The sequence below is a fragment of the Parabacteroides sp. AM58-2XD genome (assembly GCF_003463685.1).
Taxonomy (GTDB): domain Bacteria; phylum Bacteroidota; class Bacteroidia; order Bacteroidales; family Tannerellaceae; genus Parabacteroides; species Parabacteroides segnis.
Map to the genome: position 1 here is coordinate 24,259 of NZ_QSDP01000044.1, position 19,590 is coordinate 43,848.

Sequence of the window (19,590 nt, forward strand, 5' to 3'; positions counted from 1 at the left end):
CAATCATTCGATAATCCATCTTTTAATCTATTTTCAACGTCACTATTCATAACCTTATTTTACTCTGCATGTAAGGTTATTGTCCCTCCAATCGTATCCCCTGCCTTTAACGGTTTCCTGAACGGAGCATAATAGCTACTCAGGAACATTTCGTTGCCGGCAGTGACGAAATCAGCCACCAGGAAACGGATACGGTCTTTTTCCAACCATGAACGCCAGTGCTGTTTGCCATCTGAAACGGCGGTTACCTTATTGCCTGCGGCATTGGTTAGGCCGGCGTACCAGATATTACGACGGGTAGAGCGGAAATCGTTGCTTCCCAATTCATTGTAATCGAGGCTCCACGACCAGGTCGGCTCCACTCGCGGATTGAGATACGAGGGTAAACCGGAATAAAACAGATCTGCCTCTCCTACCGGACGACTGATATGGTCTTCCGGATAAACACTCCACAGGCCATCGCGACGCCAGAATGTTTTATTGAAGGTTGCCGGAGCTTCAAAAACCAATCCCCATTGGCGGGGATTTACGTCAGCCAGCGCATTAAATGAATAGCTGACAGAAAGTTTTCCGGCCGCATTGACAGTCAGTTTATAGCTTCCTTCAAATTCTTTATAGCTTCCTTTTACCGTGACAATGACATCGTCACCGACTTTTGCCGCATCGATTTCCGTTGGGTTCCATTCCGTACAAATATCATTAAATAAAGGAGTATTTGCATTATGGTTCGGATAACAACCGCCGCCATTCAAAGGAAGCGCCATCAGCCACGGACCGCCGTTCAGTATCTCCTGCTTTCCCTGTTTCAATGACAGGATTTGTCCGGTCGTGCGGCTCACTTCACAAATAAAGTTTTTACCGGTAATACGGTAACGGTCACTTGCCTTCTTCAGCTGTGTCGTAAGCGGCTGCAATTCCGGTAATTCATTCTGAACTTGTTTACCTACCGGGATGATATACTCGTCGGCAATGAAACCGCGCGGATCGGTAAAAGAAAGATACAACTCGTTTGCCTGATCCGGATTCATAATCGGAATACGTATCTGACCGCTCTCTCCCGGCTTAATAGAGGCAAAGGAAACTCCTTGTTCATCCCCATATTTCCAGTTGAGCTGCAATTCATTGAAATCAGTATAGGTATATCTGTTTTCCAAATGAATAACCAACTCTTTAGCTGGCGACAACCGGTCCGTTTGCACACGAATCGGACTATATATCTTTTTCATATCCCAATATTCCGGTTTCGGACGACGCCATCCGTCTATCGGTCCCCACGGACCGTAACCCACAGCATCCCCATTCGGCAGCTGGAAAATATCGTCGATACCCGACCAGATAGAACCACCCAGCACGCCATCGGTCTTATACATATTCTCCCAGGTCGGAGACAGTGCCAGCGCCCAGTCGCTACGTACACCGGGATCGGCCACCAACTCGCTGCGGTTGTAAACATTCAGGTGGCAATATTCCCCATACACCATCGGACGGTCACTCTTGGCGGCAACCTTATATCCGCCCGGTCCGGGATAGTGAATATTGGAGATTGGAGCCGTACTTCCCTGGTTGTTGAAACCACCGTATGCCTGATCATGGAAAGTATGCGGACGAGTCGGATCGGCTTTCTTCACATACACCTCAACCTGGGCAAACTCCTTGTTCCAATACGACTCGTTGGCAATCGACCAGAAGATAACGGACGGATGATTTCGGTAGAAATGGATTGTCTCCATATTTGCCTGCAAGACATACGGATAATATTTACTATCCTGATAATCGAGTTCTTTCCAGTTCTCATTCGCATGATGACCAATCCAGCAAACAGGCGCTTCCACTTCGACAAACATTCCCAGTTCATCACAGATTTCAAGTAATTCTTCGCAAGGAGGATAATGTGACGTACGGATAAAGTTACAGTTAGCGGCACGATATAATTCCACATCTTTCCGTTCCAGTTCCGGAGTCATGACACGCCCGGTAAGCGGATGCGCTTCATGACGGCAGACGCCTCTTAACTTTACCGGCTTGCCGTTTACCAGCAGACGGTTGCCTTGTACTTCTACTTCACGGAAACCGAAACGTTTTTCTATCTGTTCAGTGGTTACGTCCGCATTTCCCAATTCTATTTTCATCGTATATAAATAAGGATGCTCATTATCCCATTTCCGGGGATCGGCCACTTTTCCGGTTAACCAGCCGGTCCAGGTTTGGCCCGGAGACAATTCCGGAATTGCCTGATCGAGAACAACGGGAAGGCCGCCGATAGAAAGACGCGCTGCTATATTCTTCTCCGTCTCCCTTCCGGCATTTGTCACAGCCAGATACACGTTGAGTTCGGCATCCTTATATTGTTCATCCAACTCCGTCACGATACGGAGATCGGAAATATGCACATCGGGTACGGCAAAGAGCGTGACTTTGCGCGTAATACCTCCCAGTTGATGAGCGGCATACTGCGTCAGGCTTCCCAGCATATCAGCCAGCGATTCGCTACGGACCTTCAGTGCTAATCTGTTTTCTCCCGGTTGCAAAGCTGTGGTAGCATCCAACTCAAACGCAGTCATACCTCCCATATGGATTCCTATCTCTTTTCCGTTCAGCCAGACAATACATTCGCTGGATACACCGTCGAAACGCAACTTCACCTGCTTGCCTTTCCAGTCCGCCGGCAACGTAAAAATAGTCTGATAACCTCCAAAGCCGGCAGAATCGACTTTGAATCCCTGCATCGACCATTGTCCGGGTACGACAATCGGATGCCATCCGTCCGTATCGGCCTTGCGGGTATAAAAATCAGCTTTCGGAGACGGGTTAAACTGCCAGGTCCCGTTCAATGAGAGAACCGGATTGTACACGCCCGGCACACTATACGGAACAGTTGTATAAACCGGAAGATGTTCTTCCACATTCACGGTCGTATCCACCCGATAACTCTGTGCCTGTGCCAGCGCCAACTTTTTATCCCCTTCAAACGGAATCGGTTTCTTTGGATTGGATGAATAAAGATTCAATTCTGAAACAATGGCATTCGGTCCTTTCAATACTTCGAAAACCAGTACCAACTGCCCATAGGCAAATGCCTTTTTCGGCAGGTCGATACGGCAACGCTGTTCCTTCCCTTTTTCAAGAACGACAGGAGCCTGTACCTCGTTTCCATCGGCTACGATCCGTTGCCGGCGCTCGCTATCCGCCAGATAGACTACCTCCAACTGGTAATCCGCCTGTATATCCAAACGGTCGAAAGCATAGATAACAGTCCCTCCGAAATTGCAGGTTCTTGCCGTCATACTTCCTCCCGTTTCATCGGGCATGGTATAATTATCGCCTTTCACCAGAAACGGTTGCTTGCCGTCCACACCACAGTCGTTGGAAGCAACCGGATGCAAGGTCGTTGTTTGTGCGCTCATTGTTACAATCGAAAGTAACAAGATCAAGGTACTCAGAACAGGCCTCCTGTGCCTGGATCGTTCAAGGTTATTCATGCTATATCATATTTAGTATTTCTACTGCAATATTACGAATATATGTCCGCTTTACCCGTATATTTTCCCGATAGAAAAAACGAGAGGATGGAACTAATACCGAATAAACTTATACAAAACGGAATAACGGCATATTACTAAATTAATGGCCTTATTTCATAATAATAATATATTATAGAATAATAAACAAGATATATAGTTCATTATCCGAATTATTTCCGTTCCTTTGCACTAGAAACAATAAGAGATTTATTTCGATCTTACTTTCACATGTATCTCCTCAGTAATAAGCATTGAGTATTTCCATCTCTGATAAAGACCTTCCTAAAGTTTTATTGTTATATTATTAATTTTTTATTTTTATATTTATGAACATGTATATTGGTAACCTTAGCTACAATGTTAAGGAATCAGATTTGAGAGATGTAATGGAAGAGTTCGGAACAGTTGATTCTGTAAAACTTATTGTAGACCGCGATACCAGAAGATCGAAAGGTTTTGCTTTTGTTGAAATGCCGGAAAATGCAGAAGCCTTCAAAGCTATCAACGAATTAAACGGTGCAGAATACGAAGGCCGGGCAATGGTAGTGAAAGAAGCACTTCCAAGAAACTAATTGACTGACATTATATTTATTATATATCAGTAGGAGAAAGGATATTCCATATGGGATATCCTTTTTTTGCGTTTATAGTACAGGGTTTTCTACAAATCAACTATCATACTATCATTCCCTCGTGTAAGTATCTATATACAGGCACATTAACCTATGACAGTTACCGCTTTTAACTATCACTAATCTATCATACAACCATCATTTTAACGATATTTTAACGATATTTTAACCAAAGAACAGTCATTTCAACTCATAAAAAGTACCTGTAACCGTTCGATACCACCTCTTATAATTCGTCGCCCTACTACCTTTTTATCTCAAACCTATGACTTATTTTCATCCGAATACCTATTTTTTGTTGCCGGCATGCCCATTTCGACCTGTTTCACACCCCCATCTCAACGATGCTTACACCCGGGTGTCGGGCATATCAAGACCCGGGTGTCAAGCGACTTATATTACTATCAATCTGATTTTGAACAGTATACTTACTGAAAAGAAGTACTTATCTATCCGTCTTTTCAAGCAGGCTATGATAGTTGCATGATAGATAAGTGATAGTTAAAAGCGGCAACTATCATAAGACAGCACACACATATACAACACATTACATAAACAAATGATAGTATGACAGTTAATTTCAAAAAAACATGGTAGTAAATCTGTTTAGTTGAAATACTTATTGCGCCTTCAAACTATCTACCGGATTGGCATTTGCCGCCCGCCAACTCTGGAATGTGACTGTTCCTATCGTAATGACCAGCACAATTGTCAATGCGGCCAGATATACCCACCAGTACATCGGTGTCTTATAGGCAAAACTTTCCAGCCATTTCTTAATGCCATAGTAGCCGACCGGCGCAGCCAGGGCAAAACAAACTAGTACAATATAAATATATGAACGGTTAAGCATCTTCAGAATTTCACTGTTAGTCGCCCCATGTACCTTACGCACACCGATTTCTTTCCGACGATACTGTGTATCGAATACGACTAATCCGAATACTCCTACAAGCGATATGATTATTGCCAATATGCTAAAGACAGTAATCAGGCTACGCAAATTCTCTTCCTTATGATACAAATGATTAAAGATCGTATCATAAAACTGCACATCAAACGGATAGGCCGGATCAAGATCCGCCAATGTCTTACGGATATGATTAACAGCTGCATGCACATCGGATCCCGCTTTCAGACGAATATAAGAGACAGACATCGGATATGGCATTTTTGACACCACAAAAGCAATATTGTTCTCTCCGTTGCGAAGAGAGGTAAACTTCACATTTCCGGTAAATCCGATAATACGTCCGGGAACCCATGACTGAAGAATATCTCCCTGTTCCATATTTACCGCCAGTTTGGCTGCCTCATTAAATATATAAACAGGTTCTTCCGATAACTCATCGGACAAAGAGAAATCGCGCCCCTCTTCAACCGGAATACCCATCACCCGGAGGAAATTGGAAGAAGTCATGATCATAAAAAATTGAAACTCCTTTTGCTTCAAAACAGCTCCATTGGTACTGTAACCATCTTTTGAAGCCACTTTTTCCATGGCAAAGGCAACATCCTCGATATCCGGAAATTCCTTCAACCGGTTTACATATGTCTCATGATGTTTTTTATAAAGTTCTCCGCTTAATTCCACAATAGCGATCTGATCCTTATCGAAACCAAGCGAGAAACTACGCATATAATCATTTTGTAACTGCACAAAGCTAGCCCCGATAATCAACAGGATAGAAACTATAAATTGTACACTGACCAAAATGGTACGCAGTTTACGACCGGACGGAGAAAGTCCGAAACTGCCTTTCAGCACCAGTGCTGGCGGAAAAGAGGTTACATACCAGGAAGGATATAATCCGGCGACCACTCCGGTCAGCAATGCCACCCCACCCGTAATCAAAATAATCGGCAGATTCTTCAGGATACTCAAATCAGCTTCCACAAAAGGTAAAGCGGTTGCCCTGCCAAGCATCCAAACCAGAACCAAACTGATCGACCAGGCTATAAGACTGACAATAGCAGCCTCCGCCAGCAAAGCGTTTCGTAATAATCTATCAGAACTGCCCAGTACCTTTTGGGTGTTGATACTCTTAATACGAAGAGGTGTCAGGGCCGTACTGAAGTTGGTAAAATTGATAGCAGCTACGATAATGATCAATAAAGCGATAAAAAATAACAACAAGGTCACTTCGTTATTTCCACTGCGGAAAATCATTCCGTCCTGGCTTTCATTCAGATAATAAATAGCTGTGAGAGGGGTAAGTTTGAGCTGTTGACCTTTATTTCCTATTTTAGTAAAATCAAAATTTGCATTGAAGTTATCAACCACATCCTGTGCAGATTCCGCTTTATCCAGCAACACATAACAGGCAAAATTACTCGCCCCAAAATTATCCCACTGAAAAGTCGGTCCGATAGCCGTATAGATCAGATTCCTCATCTGGGTGTTCCCGGGGAAATCTTTATAAACGGCACCTACGGTATATTCACGGTTATCTTTGGTCTCAACATACTCTTCGGCATGCAACATTTTACCTACAGCCGGTTGGTCTCCAAAAATTTTCCGAGCTATGCTTTCAGGTAAAATGAGCTTATCGGGATCTTTCAAACAATCGATATCCCCTTCCAATATCGGGAAATCAAAGACACGGGTAATCTCAGGGTTACAGGTATATACCGGTTCACGGTAACCTATCTTTTCTCCATTCTCTATGACAGAGAAATAAATAGCCGGATTATAAGGATAGATCAACGACCCGGCTTCAATATGCGGGGATGACTGGATAACAGTTTCTACAAATCCACGAGGTAAAATAAGACCGAATGTACCGGGAGTTTCCAACTCCACTCTGAAAACTCTTTCCGCCGTCGGATGGCAACGATCAAAACTACGTTCATAATTTACCTGTATCAGAATAACGATAAAGGCTGCAAATGCAACAGCCAGTCCCGCCACATTCAAAAAGGTTGCCATCTTGAACCTACGCAGTACGCTTAAAAAGTTTCTTAGTATTGTTTTCATTATCATTTATGTTTGCTTTGGTAATTCAAATTACATGCCAAAGCAACAACACGCAGAATAACAGAATATTAGCCCAATCGCCAGAAAAGAACAATGTCTAATAATTAGACAATACTGTCAAATTATTAGACATTGAAACAGATTCTATGTAAAACGCTGTTACTCCGACTTCAAACTATCCACCGGGTTAGCATTAGCTGCCTGCCAGCTCTGGTAAGTCACCGTACCGACAGTAATAGTCAGTACAATAATCAAAGCCAGCGGATAGACCCACCAAAACATCGGTGTCTTATAGGCAAAACTCTCCAGCCACTTACTGATCCCATAATAACCAATCGGTACTGCCAGCACAAAGCAAATCAGGACAATATAAATATAGGAACTGTTCAGCATCTTCAAAACCTCACCGATAGTCGCACCATGCACTTTTCGGAGACCGATCTCTTTCCGGCGATATTGTGTATCGAATACCACCAGATTAAAGACACCCACAAGTGAAATAATGATCGCCAAAAGGCTGAATACCGTGATCAGGCTACGCAAATTCTCTTCCTTATGATATAATTCGTTGAACACAGCATCATAAAACTCGATCTCGACCGGATAAGCCGGATCTATATCAGCCAGTGTTTTATAAATATGTGAAACGGTTGCATCGACATCTGCCCCGGCTTTCAGGCGTATATAAGAAGTAGTTAGCGGATAAGGCAGTTTCCCTGTCACAAAACCGATATTACTTTCTCCCTCTCGAAGCGAAGTAAACTTGACATTGCCTGTCAACCCGACAATATCACCCGAAGCCCACGAATCCATTTTATCCCCCACTTCCATGCCTACTTCCTGTTTTGCCGTACAATTAAAAATGTAAGAAGGCGTTTCAGCCATTTCATCGGCCGGATAAAAGTCACGCCCCTCTTCTACCGGGATTCCCATCACACGCAGGAAATTTGCGGAAACAAAGATCATAAAGAAGTGGAAATCATTTTCCTTGACAGAACCGCTGTTCGTACTGTAACCATCCTGCGAACCGACCTTCTCCAGAGAAAAAGCCACATCTTCGATACCGGAAAATTCCTTCAGGCGATTAACATAGGTCTCATGAGAATTAATATACAGGTCACTGCTCAAAGGAACGATCGCGATCTGATCTTTATCAAATCCCAGCGAATAACCACGCATATATTTATTCTGCAAATGAACAAAACAAGCACTGATAATTAATAAAATAGATACCACATATTGGATACCGATCAACACCGTACGTAATTTGCGTCCCGACGGTGAAAGCCCGAAACTTCCTTTCAGCACCAGGGCCGGAGGAAAGGAGGTCACGTACCAGGAAGGATATAATCCGGCCAGTATGCCGGTAACCAATGCGATAACACCGGTCAATAAGACAATCGGCAGGTTATCTATTATACTCAAATCGGCCTCTATAAACGGCATGGTACCGGTCGTAGCCAGCACATGCACAATGAACAGGCTCGCCAGCCAGGCCACCAGACTGGTTATAGCAGCTTCGGCCAATAAAGCCCGACGTAATACGCAATCCGGACTGCCTAACACTTTCTGGGTATTGATACTCCTGATACGCATCGGCGTCAACGAAGTATTGAAATTCGTAAAATTGATGGCAGCCACTATAATGATCAGTAAGGCAATAAAAAAAAGCAGCCAGGTCACTTCTTTATTACCGCTGCGGAAAATCGTACCATCCTGGCTTTCATTCATATAATAAATGTCCGTAAGAGGCGTCAACTTTATCTGTACCTTCCCACTTCCCAACTTGGAAAAGTCGAAGTTCGCATTGAAGTTGTCCGTAACAAGCCGGGCCGATTCCGGATTATCCAGTAAAAGGAAACATATAAAACTACTGGATCCGAAATTCTCACGCATAGTATTATCGATACCCGTATAAATAAGGTTACGAATCTGCGTATTTTCCGGGAAGTCTTTATAAACGGCTCCGACAGTAAAATTCCTTACATTCTTGCTCATTATTTGCTCTTCAGCATGTAATGCCTTACCTACAGCCGACTGTTTTCCAAACATCTTACGAGCCATACTTTCCGGTAAGATCAGTTTCTCAGGATCGTTCAGGCAATCGATATCTCCTTCGATGATCGGGAAATCGAATACATGGGTCAGTGCCGGATGGCAAGTCTGAATCAATTCATGATAGCCTTCCCGTTCGCCGTTCTCCGTCACCGTAAAATAGATGGCCGGACTATAAGGAAAAATCAGGCTACCAGCCTCGATATAGGGAGATGATCCTATTACAGCCTCGATCAATCCTCGCGGAAGAATACGGGAAAATGTCCCGGCCTCCGCTTCTATCTCCTCACCACTCAATTCCACCCGGTAAATACGGTCGGCCGTCGGATGACAACGATCGAAATTACGTTCGAAGCTGATCTGTATCATAATAATGATAAAGGTTGCAAAAGCAACAGCCAACCCCGCAACATTCAGGAAAGCGGCCAGACTGAAACGGCGCAGCACGCTGAAAAAGTTCCTTAATATTGTCTTCATATCAGTTTGTTTTTACGGCATCCATTCCAAAGCCGGATTATTCCGACTTTATACTTTCCACCGGATTCGAATTTGCTACCTGCCAGTTCTGGTAAGTAACGGTTATAAAAGTAATGGCCGAAACAATAACAAAGGCTGCCGGAAATACCCACCAATAGATCGGAGTACGGTAAGCAAAGTTCTCCAACCAGCGATATACGCCATAGAATGCAACCGGAGCCGACAGCACAAAACAGATCAACAGGATCAACAGATAACTTTTGTTGAACATAAACAGTATCTCCGAGGTAGAAGAACCCAATACTTTCCGTACCGCCACTTCCTTACGCTTATGCTCGCTTTCGAAAACGACCAGCCCAAAAACACCGACAACAGAAATAAATATGGCTATCAGACTGAACAAGGTTATCAGGTTACTTATCTTCAACTCCTTGTCGTACGTATGTTGCAACACCTCATTGTAAAAAGAGACTTTAAACGGATAGACCGGATCGATCTTGCCCAACGATGCTTTTACATGTTCCATGGCAGCCCACAGGTCGCTACCGGCCTTTACTTTGATATAAGCTGCACTGTAATACCGGATTCCGTCATTTCCTTTCCAATACTTTCCACCGATGTAAAAAGCCATTGGCGACACTTCGTTACGGAAAGAAGCAAACTTGATATTAGGAATAATTCCGGCAATCTCTTCGCCTTCGACCGATTCACCCACCACAAGATCATACATATCGCGTGCCTTTTCATTAAATATATACGTTCCTTTATCTTTCAGATCATCTTCCGGCCGGAAATCACGGCCATCGATTACATTTATTCCCATGACATGCAGAAAACTCGGGGAAACCGGGATACATTGAAAATCGATAGGTTTGTCGTTATAATTCCGTCCCCAGCCCATATAATAGTCCCGGCTCGACAATATCTGGTCGGCACACGTGATAGCTTCTATTCCTGAAAATGTTTTTATTTCACTTTCCAGCACACTCAGGTTTTTATTGATCTTACTGTTCAGCTCGACAACGATCAGTTCGTCCTTATCATATCCAAGCGGCGCACTTTGCATATAATGGTTTTGCAGGAACATGAACAGAGAACCGATGATCAGGATAAAGGATGCAATAAACTGAATACTGACTAATGTACTCCGCAGCACACGTCCTTTAGGCGACAACCCAAAACTCCCTTTCAGCACCAGGGCCGGCGGAAAAGAGGTGATGTAACAAGCCGGATAAGCCCCTGCCAACACACCGACTAGCAGGGCAATGATTCCTGTGACACCGAGAATTTTCCATTGCACCACCAAAGACATATCGGCATCCACCAAAGAAGCAATAAACGAATCTTCAGCCAGATGCAATACGACCAGTGAAATCAGGAATGCCACGAAACTGATAATGACAGCCTCTCCCAATAAACTCAGCCGTAGCAGGCTATCCGGACTACCGAGCACCTTCTGCGTATTGATGCTCTTAATGCGCATCGGTGTCAATGCCGTGCTGAAGTTCGTAAAATTGATACCGGCAATCAGCAGGATTATGAAAGCGATGGCAAACAACACCTGTACTGTCTGACGACTGGCTTTCGGCATCGAATCGTAAGAAGCGTTGGTCAGGAAATGTAATTGGGTAAGCGGAGTGATATGCAGGTCGATCTTATCCCTTTCCCAATCCAGATCGGAACCGGCCATTTTTGTTTTATCGAAATTCTTTTTGAAGTTTTCCTTCACATCTTCCGCATTTGCCGGATCATCCATACGGAAAAAGAAAAAATAATTACTGTTACCCCACTCATCATAATTTTCCTTCGGATCCATCTGGAGGTAAATGATATTGCGGACAGAAGAATTACGGGGGAAATCTTTAAAAACACCGCTGACGATCGCGACTACCTTTCCCGATGTCCCACCCATCAACTGTTTACCGATAGCCGATTCATTACCGAACAGGCGATTAGCAATGCTTCGGGAATCATGGCCGACTTCGGTTGCTCCAGCGCCGTTTCATCGCCTTCCACCATATCGAAATGGAAAACACGGGTAAAGTCGGGGGTTACCGTCGCTATCGGATCCTGAAAGTTTTGTATCTCACCGCTCCGTTCGACACTGTAAAACCCGTCGGAAGTCCACGATGTCATAAGGGTTCCTACTTTGATATGCGGCGACGATTCTGTAAAAGCCCTCGCCAAAGGACGGCTCATAATGGCTACCTGTTCTCCCTGATATTACATATCCATCCGATAGATCGCTTCTGATTCCGGCTGGCAGGAATCGAACGTATAATCATAACTTACCTGCATCATGATCACCATAAATGCGGCGAAAGCAATGCTTAATCCCAGAATATTCAACAAAGTCGCCATCCTGAAACGGCGGAGTACACTGATAAAGTTTCGTAATATCGTTTTCATATTGACCTCTTTTTATCCAATTCGTTCAAATAACATGCCAAAACGATAACTCTTTATCTATCAAGAACATTTGGCTCACGCCTTAAAAATGAATGTCTAATAATTAGACAGTCGTGTCAAATTATTAGACATTCATAAAGGAAAATAACTTCCCGGTCACTCCGACTTTATGCTCTCCACCGGATTTGAATTAGCGACATGCCAGTTCTGAAAAGTTACGGTTATAAAGGTGATGACCGAAACAATAATAAAGGCTGCCAGAAATACCCACCAGTACATCGGCGTGCGATAAGCAAAGTTTTCCAGCCAACGATATACACCATAGAAAGCCACAGGAGCCGACAAGATAAAACAAATAACCAGAATAATCAGATAACTCCTGTTGAACAGCACCAATATTTGCGGAGTGGACGATCCCAATACTTTGCGGACAGCCACCTCTTTACGTCTGTATTCACTCTCAAACACCACCAGTCCGAAGACTCCCACTATGGAGATTAAGATCGCAATAACACTGAAAAGGGTGATCAGGTTACTGATCTTCAGTTCCTTCACATAGGTACGTTGTAATATCTCGTCATAAAAAGATACTTTAAAAGGATAAACCGGATCGATCTTCTTTAATGAAGCCTGAATATGTTTCATTGCCGCACGCAAATCACTGCCGGCCTTTACCCTGACATAGGCTGCTGCATAATATTTACTGTCGACTTCCCCTCCCCAATAGTATTTTCCCCAGACATAGAAAGTCATCGGTGAAACTTCATTGCGGAAAGAAGCAAACTTGATATTAGGCATAAAACCAATAATCTCGCCACCGTCAATCTTATCCCCCAGTTCCAAATCGTACATCTCACGGGCCTTCTCATTAAATATATAGCATCCCGTATCTTTCAGGTCATCTTCCGGACGAAAATCACGTCCGTCGGTCACTTTAATCCCCATCACACGAAGGAAAGAAGGAGACACCGGGATACATTGAAAGTTAATATCCTTATCTTTATACTCGCGCCCCCAGCCATATAGAAGTCCCGGCTCGATAAAACCTGTTCGGCAAAAGTGATATCTTCAATCCCGGAGAATGTTTTTACCTCACTCGCCAATACATCCTGGCTCTTATTCACCTTACCGTTCAGCTCCATCACGATCAATTCGTCCTTGTCATATCCAAGCGGTGTATTCTGCATAAACCGGTTTTGCAAAAACATGAACAGGGAACTGATAATCAGGATAAATGAAGCAATGAACTGGATACTGACCAATGTACTTCTGAGCAACCTCCCTTTTGGAGACAGTCCGAAACTGCCTTTCAGTACCAGTGCCGGCGGGAAAGAGGTAATATAACAAGCCGGATAAAGGCCAGCCAACGCACCGACAGCCACAGCAATAACCGCCGTAGTAGTAATAACTCCCGACTGTGCCGAAAAAGCCATGTCGGCATCCACCAAAGAGGCTATAAAAGTCTTACCGGCTATAAACAACATCCCCAGCGAAATCAGATAAGCCACCGCACTGACGATAATTGCCTCCGCCAGTAAACTCAAACGAAGCACACTATCCGGACTTCCCAGCACCTTTTGCGTATTGATACTTTTGATACGCATCGGTGTCAGTGCCGTACTGAAATTGGTAAAGTTGATACCCGCAATCAGTAAGATGACAAAAGCTATGGCAAACAAGACACGCACTGTCTGACGGCTGGCCTTCGGCATTGAGTCGAAAGAGACATTTTCCAGGAAATGTAACTCGGGAAGTGGTGTGATACGCAGGTCAATACCATCTTTCTCCCAGTCAAAATCTTTACCGAACTGTTGGGATGCATCAAAATTCTTCATAAAGTTTTCTTTCACATCCTTCGTATTGGCAGGATCATCCATTCGGAAAAAGAAGAAATAATTCTGATTACTCCAAGTATCGTAGTTTTCTTTCGGATGCATCTGCCGGTAGATAATATTCCGGATAGAAGAGTTAAGGGGAAAATCTTTAAAGACGCCGCTTATTGTTGCTACCGTACTTCCCGTCTCCACATTCATCAGCCGTTTTCCTATAGCCGACTCGTCTCCGAACAGGCGACGCGCCATACTTTCAGGGATGATGGCAGTCTCCGGCTGATCCAGTGCCGTTTCATCTCCTTCCAGCATATTGAAATGAAAGACACGGGTAATCCCGGGCGAAGCATTCACGACCGGATCCTGAAAATTCAGCCTCTCCCCTTGCCGTTCGACACTATAAAAAAGTTCGGAATTCCACGACGCCATAATCATGCCGGCCTTAATATGGGGCGATGACTCTGTAAAACCTCTCGCAAAAGGACGGCTGAAAACGGCACTCGCTTTTCCCTGAAAATCCATGTCCATGCGGTAGATTGCATCTGCTTCCGGCTGGCAGGAATCGAACGTGTAGTCATAATTCACCTGCATCATAATCACCATAAAAGCAGCAAAAGCGATGCTTAGTCCAAATACATTCAGCAACATTGCCATTTTGAAACGGCGAAGCACGCTGATAAAGTTTCTTAAAATAGTTTTCATATCAATTGAATTATTACTCCGATTTAAGGTTGTTCACCAAACAACTTTTTAATAAATACGTAATAAATTCAGAAATGTTGCATGATAGCTATTCTGTTTTTATACTTTCTACCGGATTTTCATTGGCAGTCTTCCAGTTCTGGAAAGTAACCGTCAGGAATGTTATAACGGAAACGACTACAAAAGCGACCGCATATACCCACCAATACATCGGAATCTTATAGGCAAAATAAACCATCCAACGGCTCACCCCATAATAGGCAACCGGTATTGCCAGAACGAAACAGACAATCAGGATACGGACATAGACTTTATTGAACATAAGCAATATCTGCGAAGTGGTAGCACCATGAACTTTCCGGAGACCGATCTCTTTCTTTCTGTATTCGCTCTCAAAAATAACCAGTCCCAACACACCGACAACCGATATAAACACAGCTATCAGGCTGAATAAAGAGATCAGCCACCCGATGCTCAGTTCCCGCTTATAGAGATTATTCAATATCGTATCATAAAACCTGATCTCGGCGGGGAAATTCTTATCTATCGAAGTCAAGGCTTTCCTGATCGAAGCCACTGCATCCCGGATATCCGCCCCCGCCTTTATTTTGATATAGGCATACCTCGGCCGATACCCAGCCGCAGGCGAAACATAAAAAGCCATCGGTGCCACTTCCGTACGGAACGAAGCATACTTAATATCATCTATAAACCCGGCAATCAAGGCGGGAGGAGCCTCATACCATTCATTTCCCGTGATATATTCACCGGCAACCAGATCATATTGCAATCTGGCCGCTTCGTTAAACAGGTAAACGCCCCCAACCGATTTACTGTCTTCCTGAAGGAAATCCCGTCCCGAAATAACTGGAATGTTCATCAGCCTAAGAAAATCAGGTGAAACGACAAACACTTTGAACTGTACGTTATTCTCCCTGTAACCACGGCCAAAGTCGGTATATTCATCACTTGCCGAAAGTAAATCTGCCGCAAAAGAAACTTCCTGCACAGAGACTTCCTGCTCTAATCGATTTTCCACGGCCTCTATATTTTTAATCAACTGGCCGTTCAATTCCACAATAGCCACATGCTCCTTATCGAAACCTAAAGAAGAGGCCAGCATGTAATGATTCTGCAAGTAAATAAACAAAGCGGCAATAATCAGAGCAAAAGAGATGACATACTGGAAAGAGACCAGCAAACTTCTCATCCTTTTACCGGAAGGAGACAATCCAAACGATCCTTTCAAAACCAAGGCAGGAGAAAACGACGTTATATGCCAGGCAGGATATGCTCCGGCCAGCAAACCGGTAAGAGCAGCCAGAACTCCCGTCCCTATCAATAAAGGAATGTTGGCTTCCAATGAAAGTTCTCCACTGATCATATCTGCCAACCAGGTATTAGCCATCCCTTTAACAATAAACAAGGAAAGGATGAAAGAAAACAGACAGATCGCTACCGCTTCAACCAACATGGCACAACGCAACGTATTATCCGATCCTCCCAGAACCTTTTGTGTATTGATACTTCGGATACGCATGGGAACAAGTGCATTGCTGAAATTCGTAAAATTAATCCCGGCAATGACAACGATCAATACAGCGATGGTAAACAACACGAATACCATCGTTTTATTACCTTTGTCTTTCTGTGAATCAAAACGGGCATCTGCCTCATAATAAATATCGGTCAGTTGGGTCAGTCTCACATCTTTCGTTTTCCAATCATAATATTCATGGTTGAAATGATTCTTGAAGTCAGCAATTATCTGGTCTTTTTTACCGGGATCATCCAGTAACACATATAACTGGTAGCCGTTGGCATTCCAATTATCCTGATTCTCCTTTTCACCGATTCTCCTGTATACGGCATTTTGTACCACTGAATTTTGAGGAAAATCCTTATATACGCCACCCACAACAAAAGATAACTTATCGGCTGTCAACTGTTTGCCGACAGCCGGTTCATCTCCGAAAAACTTTTCAGCCTGGCTCTGTGCTATCAAAACATACCCCGGATTATCCAGGCTTTCTATCTTCCCCTCCAGCATCTGAAAGTCGAAAACAGAGGCATATTCAGGAGTTATTGCATTTACCGGACACCAGAAACTCGTTTCATCCGTATCATTTCCCCTTTTTAATGCAAGCTGACTACCCCAGGAAGAAAGTAATACTCCCGTCTCTATATGGGGAGACGATTGAACGAAAGCCTCTGCAAAAGGGGGAGAAACAACCACCTGGTTCCCCCAATCCGGAGTATAAAGTCCTACCCGGTAAATCCGTTCTGCATTCTTTTGGAACCTGTCGAACCCCCAGTCATATTGTAACTGGATCATTAAAATTATAAAGGCAGCAAAGGCTATACTTAAACCCATCACATTCAATAGAGTCGCCATTTTAAAACGACGGACAACTCCTAATAAATTCCTGATAATTGTTTTCATGATAGTATCTGTACTAAGTTTATAAATCTAATGACCCATCCGCTATTCTGTTTTTATGCTTATCACCGGATTTTCGCTTGCCGCCCGCCAGTTCTGGAAGGTAACAGTAACGATCGTCACAGCCGACACCAGCAGGAAAGCCAGTATGAACACCCACCAATAGATCGGAGTACGGTAAGCAAAGTTCTCCAACCAGGCATGAATGGCATACCAGGTCAACGGAGCGGCCAGCACAAAGCATATCAACAGGATACGGACATACGTTTTGTTAAACATAATCAGAATCTGCGACACGGAAGACCCCATCACCTTGCGGACACCTATTTCCTTTCTGCGATACTGGCTGTCGAATACTACCAGACCAAAGACACCCACCATCGAGATAAAGACGGCTATCAGACTGAATAATGTGATCAATGCTCCCAGACTCGTTTCTTTTTCATATAAATTATTCAGCACTTTATCAAAGAAAGTGATATCGAAAGGATAATCCGGATGAATCTCGCTCATTACATTCTTGACATGCGTCATGGCAGCTCCCATGTCCGAGCCGGCTTTTACCTTGATATATGCAAACGCCGCACCTCCCGAATAACTTTTACCACGCACTAAGAATGCCATCGGAACCACCTCCGTACGGAAAGAAGCGAACTTGATATCCGGAACAAAACCAATCACCTCCATATCACCGATCTTATCTCCCAGCTGAATGTCATAGGTCTTTCGCGCACGTTCATTAAATATATAGGCACCATGCTCTGTCAAAGTATCTTCTTCCCGGAAATCCCGCCCGTCACTTACTGCAATATTCAGTACCTTCAGGAAAGAAGGATCGACCGGCATCACCTGATACTGAATATTTTTACCATTCAGTTCACGTCCCCAGGTCATATACTGATCCTGGCTGGCCAACAGAAACTCCGCACAGGTCACATCCTCAATACCGGAGAACGATTTCATACGATTCGTGAAAGCCTCTTTACTGTTTAAGACTGTAGCCGTCAGGTCTGTCACGATGATTTGATCTTTGTCATATCCCAACGAACTGGTTCGCATAAAATTATTTTGCAAATACATGAACATAGCGCCCATAATCAAAACAAATGAAGAAATGAACTGCACACTGATCAGCACGTTCCTCAATACCCTTCCTTTGGGAGAAAGTCCGAAATTACCTTTCAGCACCAGCGCCGGCGAGAAAGATGTCATATAATAAGACGGATAAATCCCGGCCAGCACTCCGACCAGCACAGACAGCAGAGCCGTCAACGAAATCAACACCGGATGAGCGGAAAAAGAGATATCCGCATTGATCAGGCCGGTTATGGGACTGCTCGCCGTCATACGGACGATCCATAATGCCAGCAAGAAAGCCACGACACTGATACAAACCGCTTCCATCAATAAAGAGAACTGTAATGTTGCATTAGAACTACCCAGCACCTTTTGCGTATTGATGCTTTTCATACGCATTGGAGTCAAAGCCGTACTGAAATTGGTAAAATTGATACCGGCAATAAGCATAATAACAAATGCGATGGCAATCAGAACCAATATCGTCTGGCGGCTAGTCTTAGGAACCATGTCATAAAGAACATCCGTTACATAATGAAGTTCCGTCAAAGGAGTCAACCGCAAATTCAGGTCATCGGTAAACCACGGCATATTTTTCCCTATCTCATGTTTTTTATAATAATCCAGAAAGTCGTTTGTCAAATCCTTTGCCGCTTCGGGGCTATCCAGGCGGATATAAGCATAATAATTAGAACTTCCCCAATCATTCAGGCCCTCCTTATCATCCAGTTTCACATAGACAGCATTCTGAAGGATACCGTTTACCGGAAAATCCTTATAGACACCTCCCACTGTATAATCCATCTCAGGTATGGTAAAGAGGCCAGCCAACCGCCCTCTGGTATCTTTCGCTTTCATCCTCCGCCCGACAGCCGATTCCGTACCGAATATCTTTTTAGCCTGACTTTCCGAGATCAAGATCTTTTCCGGGTCCTTCAGGGCATCCTTCGTTCCTTCCAACATATCAAAAGTAAACACATCGGTAAAGGAAGGATAAATAGTCATATTCGGTTCCATATAACTATCCTGTTTCCCGTCCTTATCTACAATAAAAACCGTCTCACTATAGATAGGATAGCTAATGGCTCCGGCTATGATATGCGGTGAAAAGTTGAAAAACACATCCATCAGGGGCCGGCTTACAATAGCCTGCGGCGTTTCCTTACCCCACTGTAGCTCCACCCGGTAAATATTATCGGCTTCATTATGGAAAGTGTCAAAATTCTTATCATAATCGACCTGCATCATAATGATCATAAATGCAGAAAAAGCCACTGAAAGCCCTAAGATATTAAGAAGCGTTGCCATCTTAAAACGACGTAATACACTGATGAAATTTCGAAGAATTGTTTTCATTATATATTTATTTTTACCCGAATAGGTTCAAAACGCATGCCAAACATGTAATCATCTAATAAATAACGCCTTGACGAATCAAGGCGTTATCAGATGTGTCTAAATTTTAGACACT

The 19,590-nt window shown here is 43.7% G+C and carries 6 protein-coding genes and 2 pseudogenes; 1 reads left to right on the forward strand and 7 read right to left on the reverse strand.

Annotated elements, in window-relative coordinates:
• Positions 1–59: 59 nt before the first annotated feature.
• Positions 60–3,479, reverse strand: coding sequence for a glycoside hydrolase family 2 protein (locus tag DXA15_RS12130; protein WP_128134194.1), 3,420 nt, complete (start codon positions 3,477–3,479; stop codon positions 60–62).
• A 368-nt stretch (positions 3,480–3,847) separates the two neighbouring features.
• Here DXA15_RS12130 and DXA15_RS12135 point away from each other — a divergent pair, with 368 nt between their 5' ends.
• Positions 3,848–4,093 (forward strand): RNA-binding protein, encoded by a 246-nt coding sequence (locus DXA15_RS12135; protein ID WP_007653338.1) that lies wholly within the window; start codon positions 3,848–3,850, stop codon positions 4,091–4,093.
• 679 nt (positions 4,094–4,772) lie between these two features.
• Here the strand turns inward: DXA15_RS12135 and DXA15_RS12140 are convergent.
• The 6 genes and pseudogenes from DXA15_RS12140 to DXA15_RS12165 form a co-directional block, all read right to left on the reverse strand.
• Positions 4,773–7,130: an ABC transporter permease gene (locus tag DXA15_RS12140; RefSeq protein WP_128134195.1), complete on the reverse strand. Its 2,358-nt coding sequence runs from the start codon at positions 7,128–7,130 to the stop codon at positions 4,773–4,775.
• 159 nt (positions 7,131–7,289) lie between these two features.
• Positions 7,290–9,662 carry an ABC transporter permease gene (locus tag DXA15_RS12145; protein WP_128134196.1) on the reverse strand — a complete coding sequence of 791 codons (2,373 nt, stop codon included), beginning with the start codon at positions 9,660–9,662 and terminating at the stop codon, positions 7,290–7,292.
• A 37-nt stretch (positions 9,663–9,699) separates the two neighbouring features.
• Positions 9,700–12,071, reverse strand: a pseudogene (locus DXA15_RS12150) (ABC transporter permease).
• Between the two features lie 156 nt (positions 12,072–12,227).
• Positions 12,228–14,602 (reverse strand): annotated as a pseudogene (locus DXA15_RS12155) (ABC transporter permease).
• An 88-nt stretch (positions 14,603–14,690) separates the two neighbouring features.
• A complete protein-coding gene (locus DXA15_RS12160) occupies positions 14,691–17,045 on the reverse strand; it encodes an ABC transporter permease (RefSeq protein WP_128134197.1) in 2,355 nt (784 codons plus the stop codon).
• A 42-nt stretch (positions 17,046–17,087) separates the two neighbouring features.
• Entirely contained in the window at positions 17,088–19,475 is a 2,388-nt protein-coding gene (locus tag DXA15_RS12165; RefSeq protein WP_128134198.1) for an ABC transporter permease, read from the reverse strand.
• Positions 19,476–19,590 lie beyond the last annotated feature (115 nt).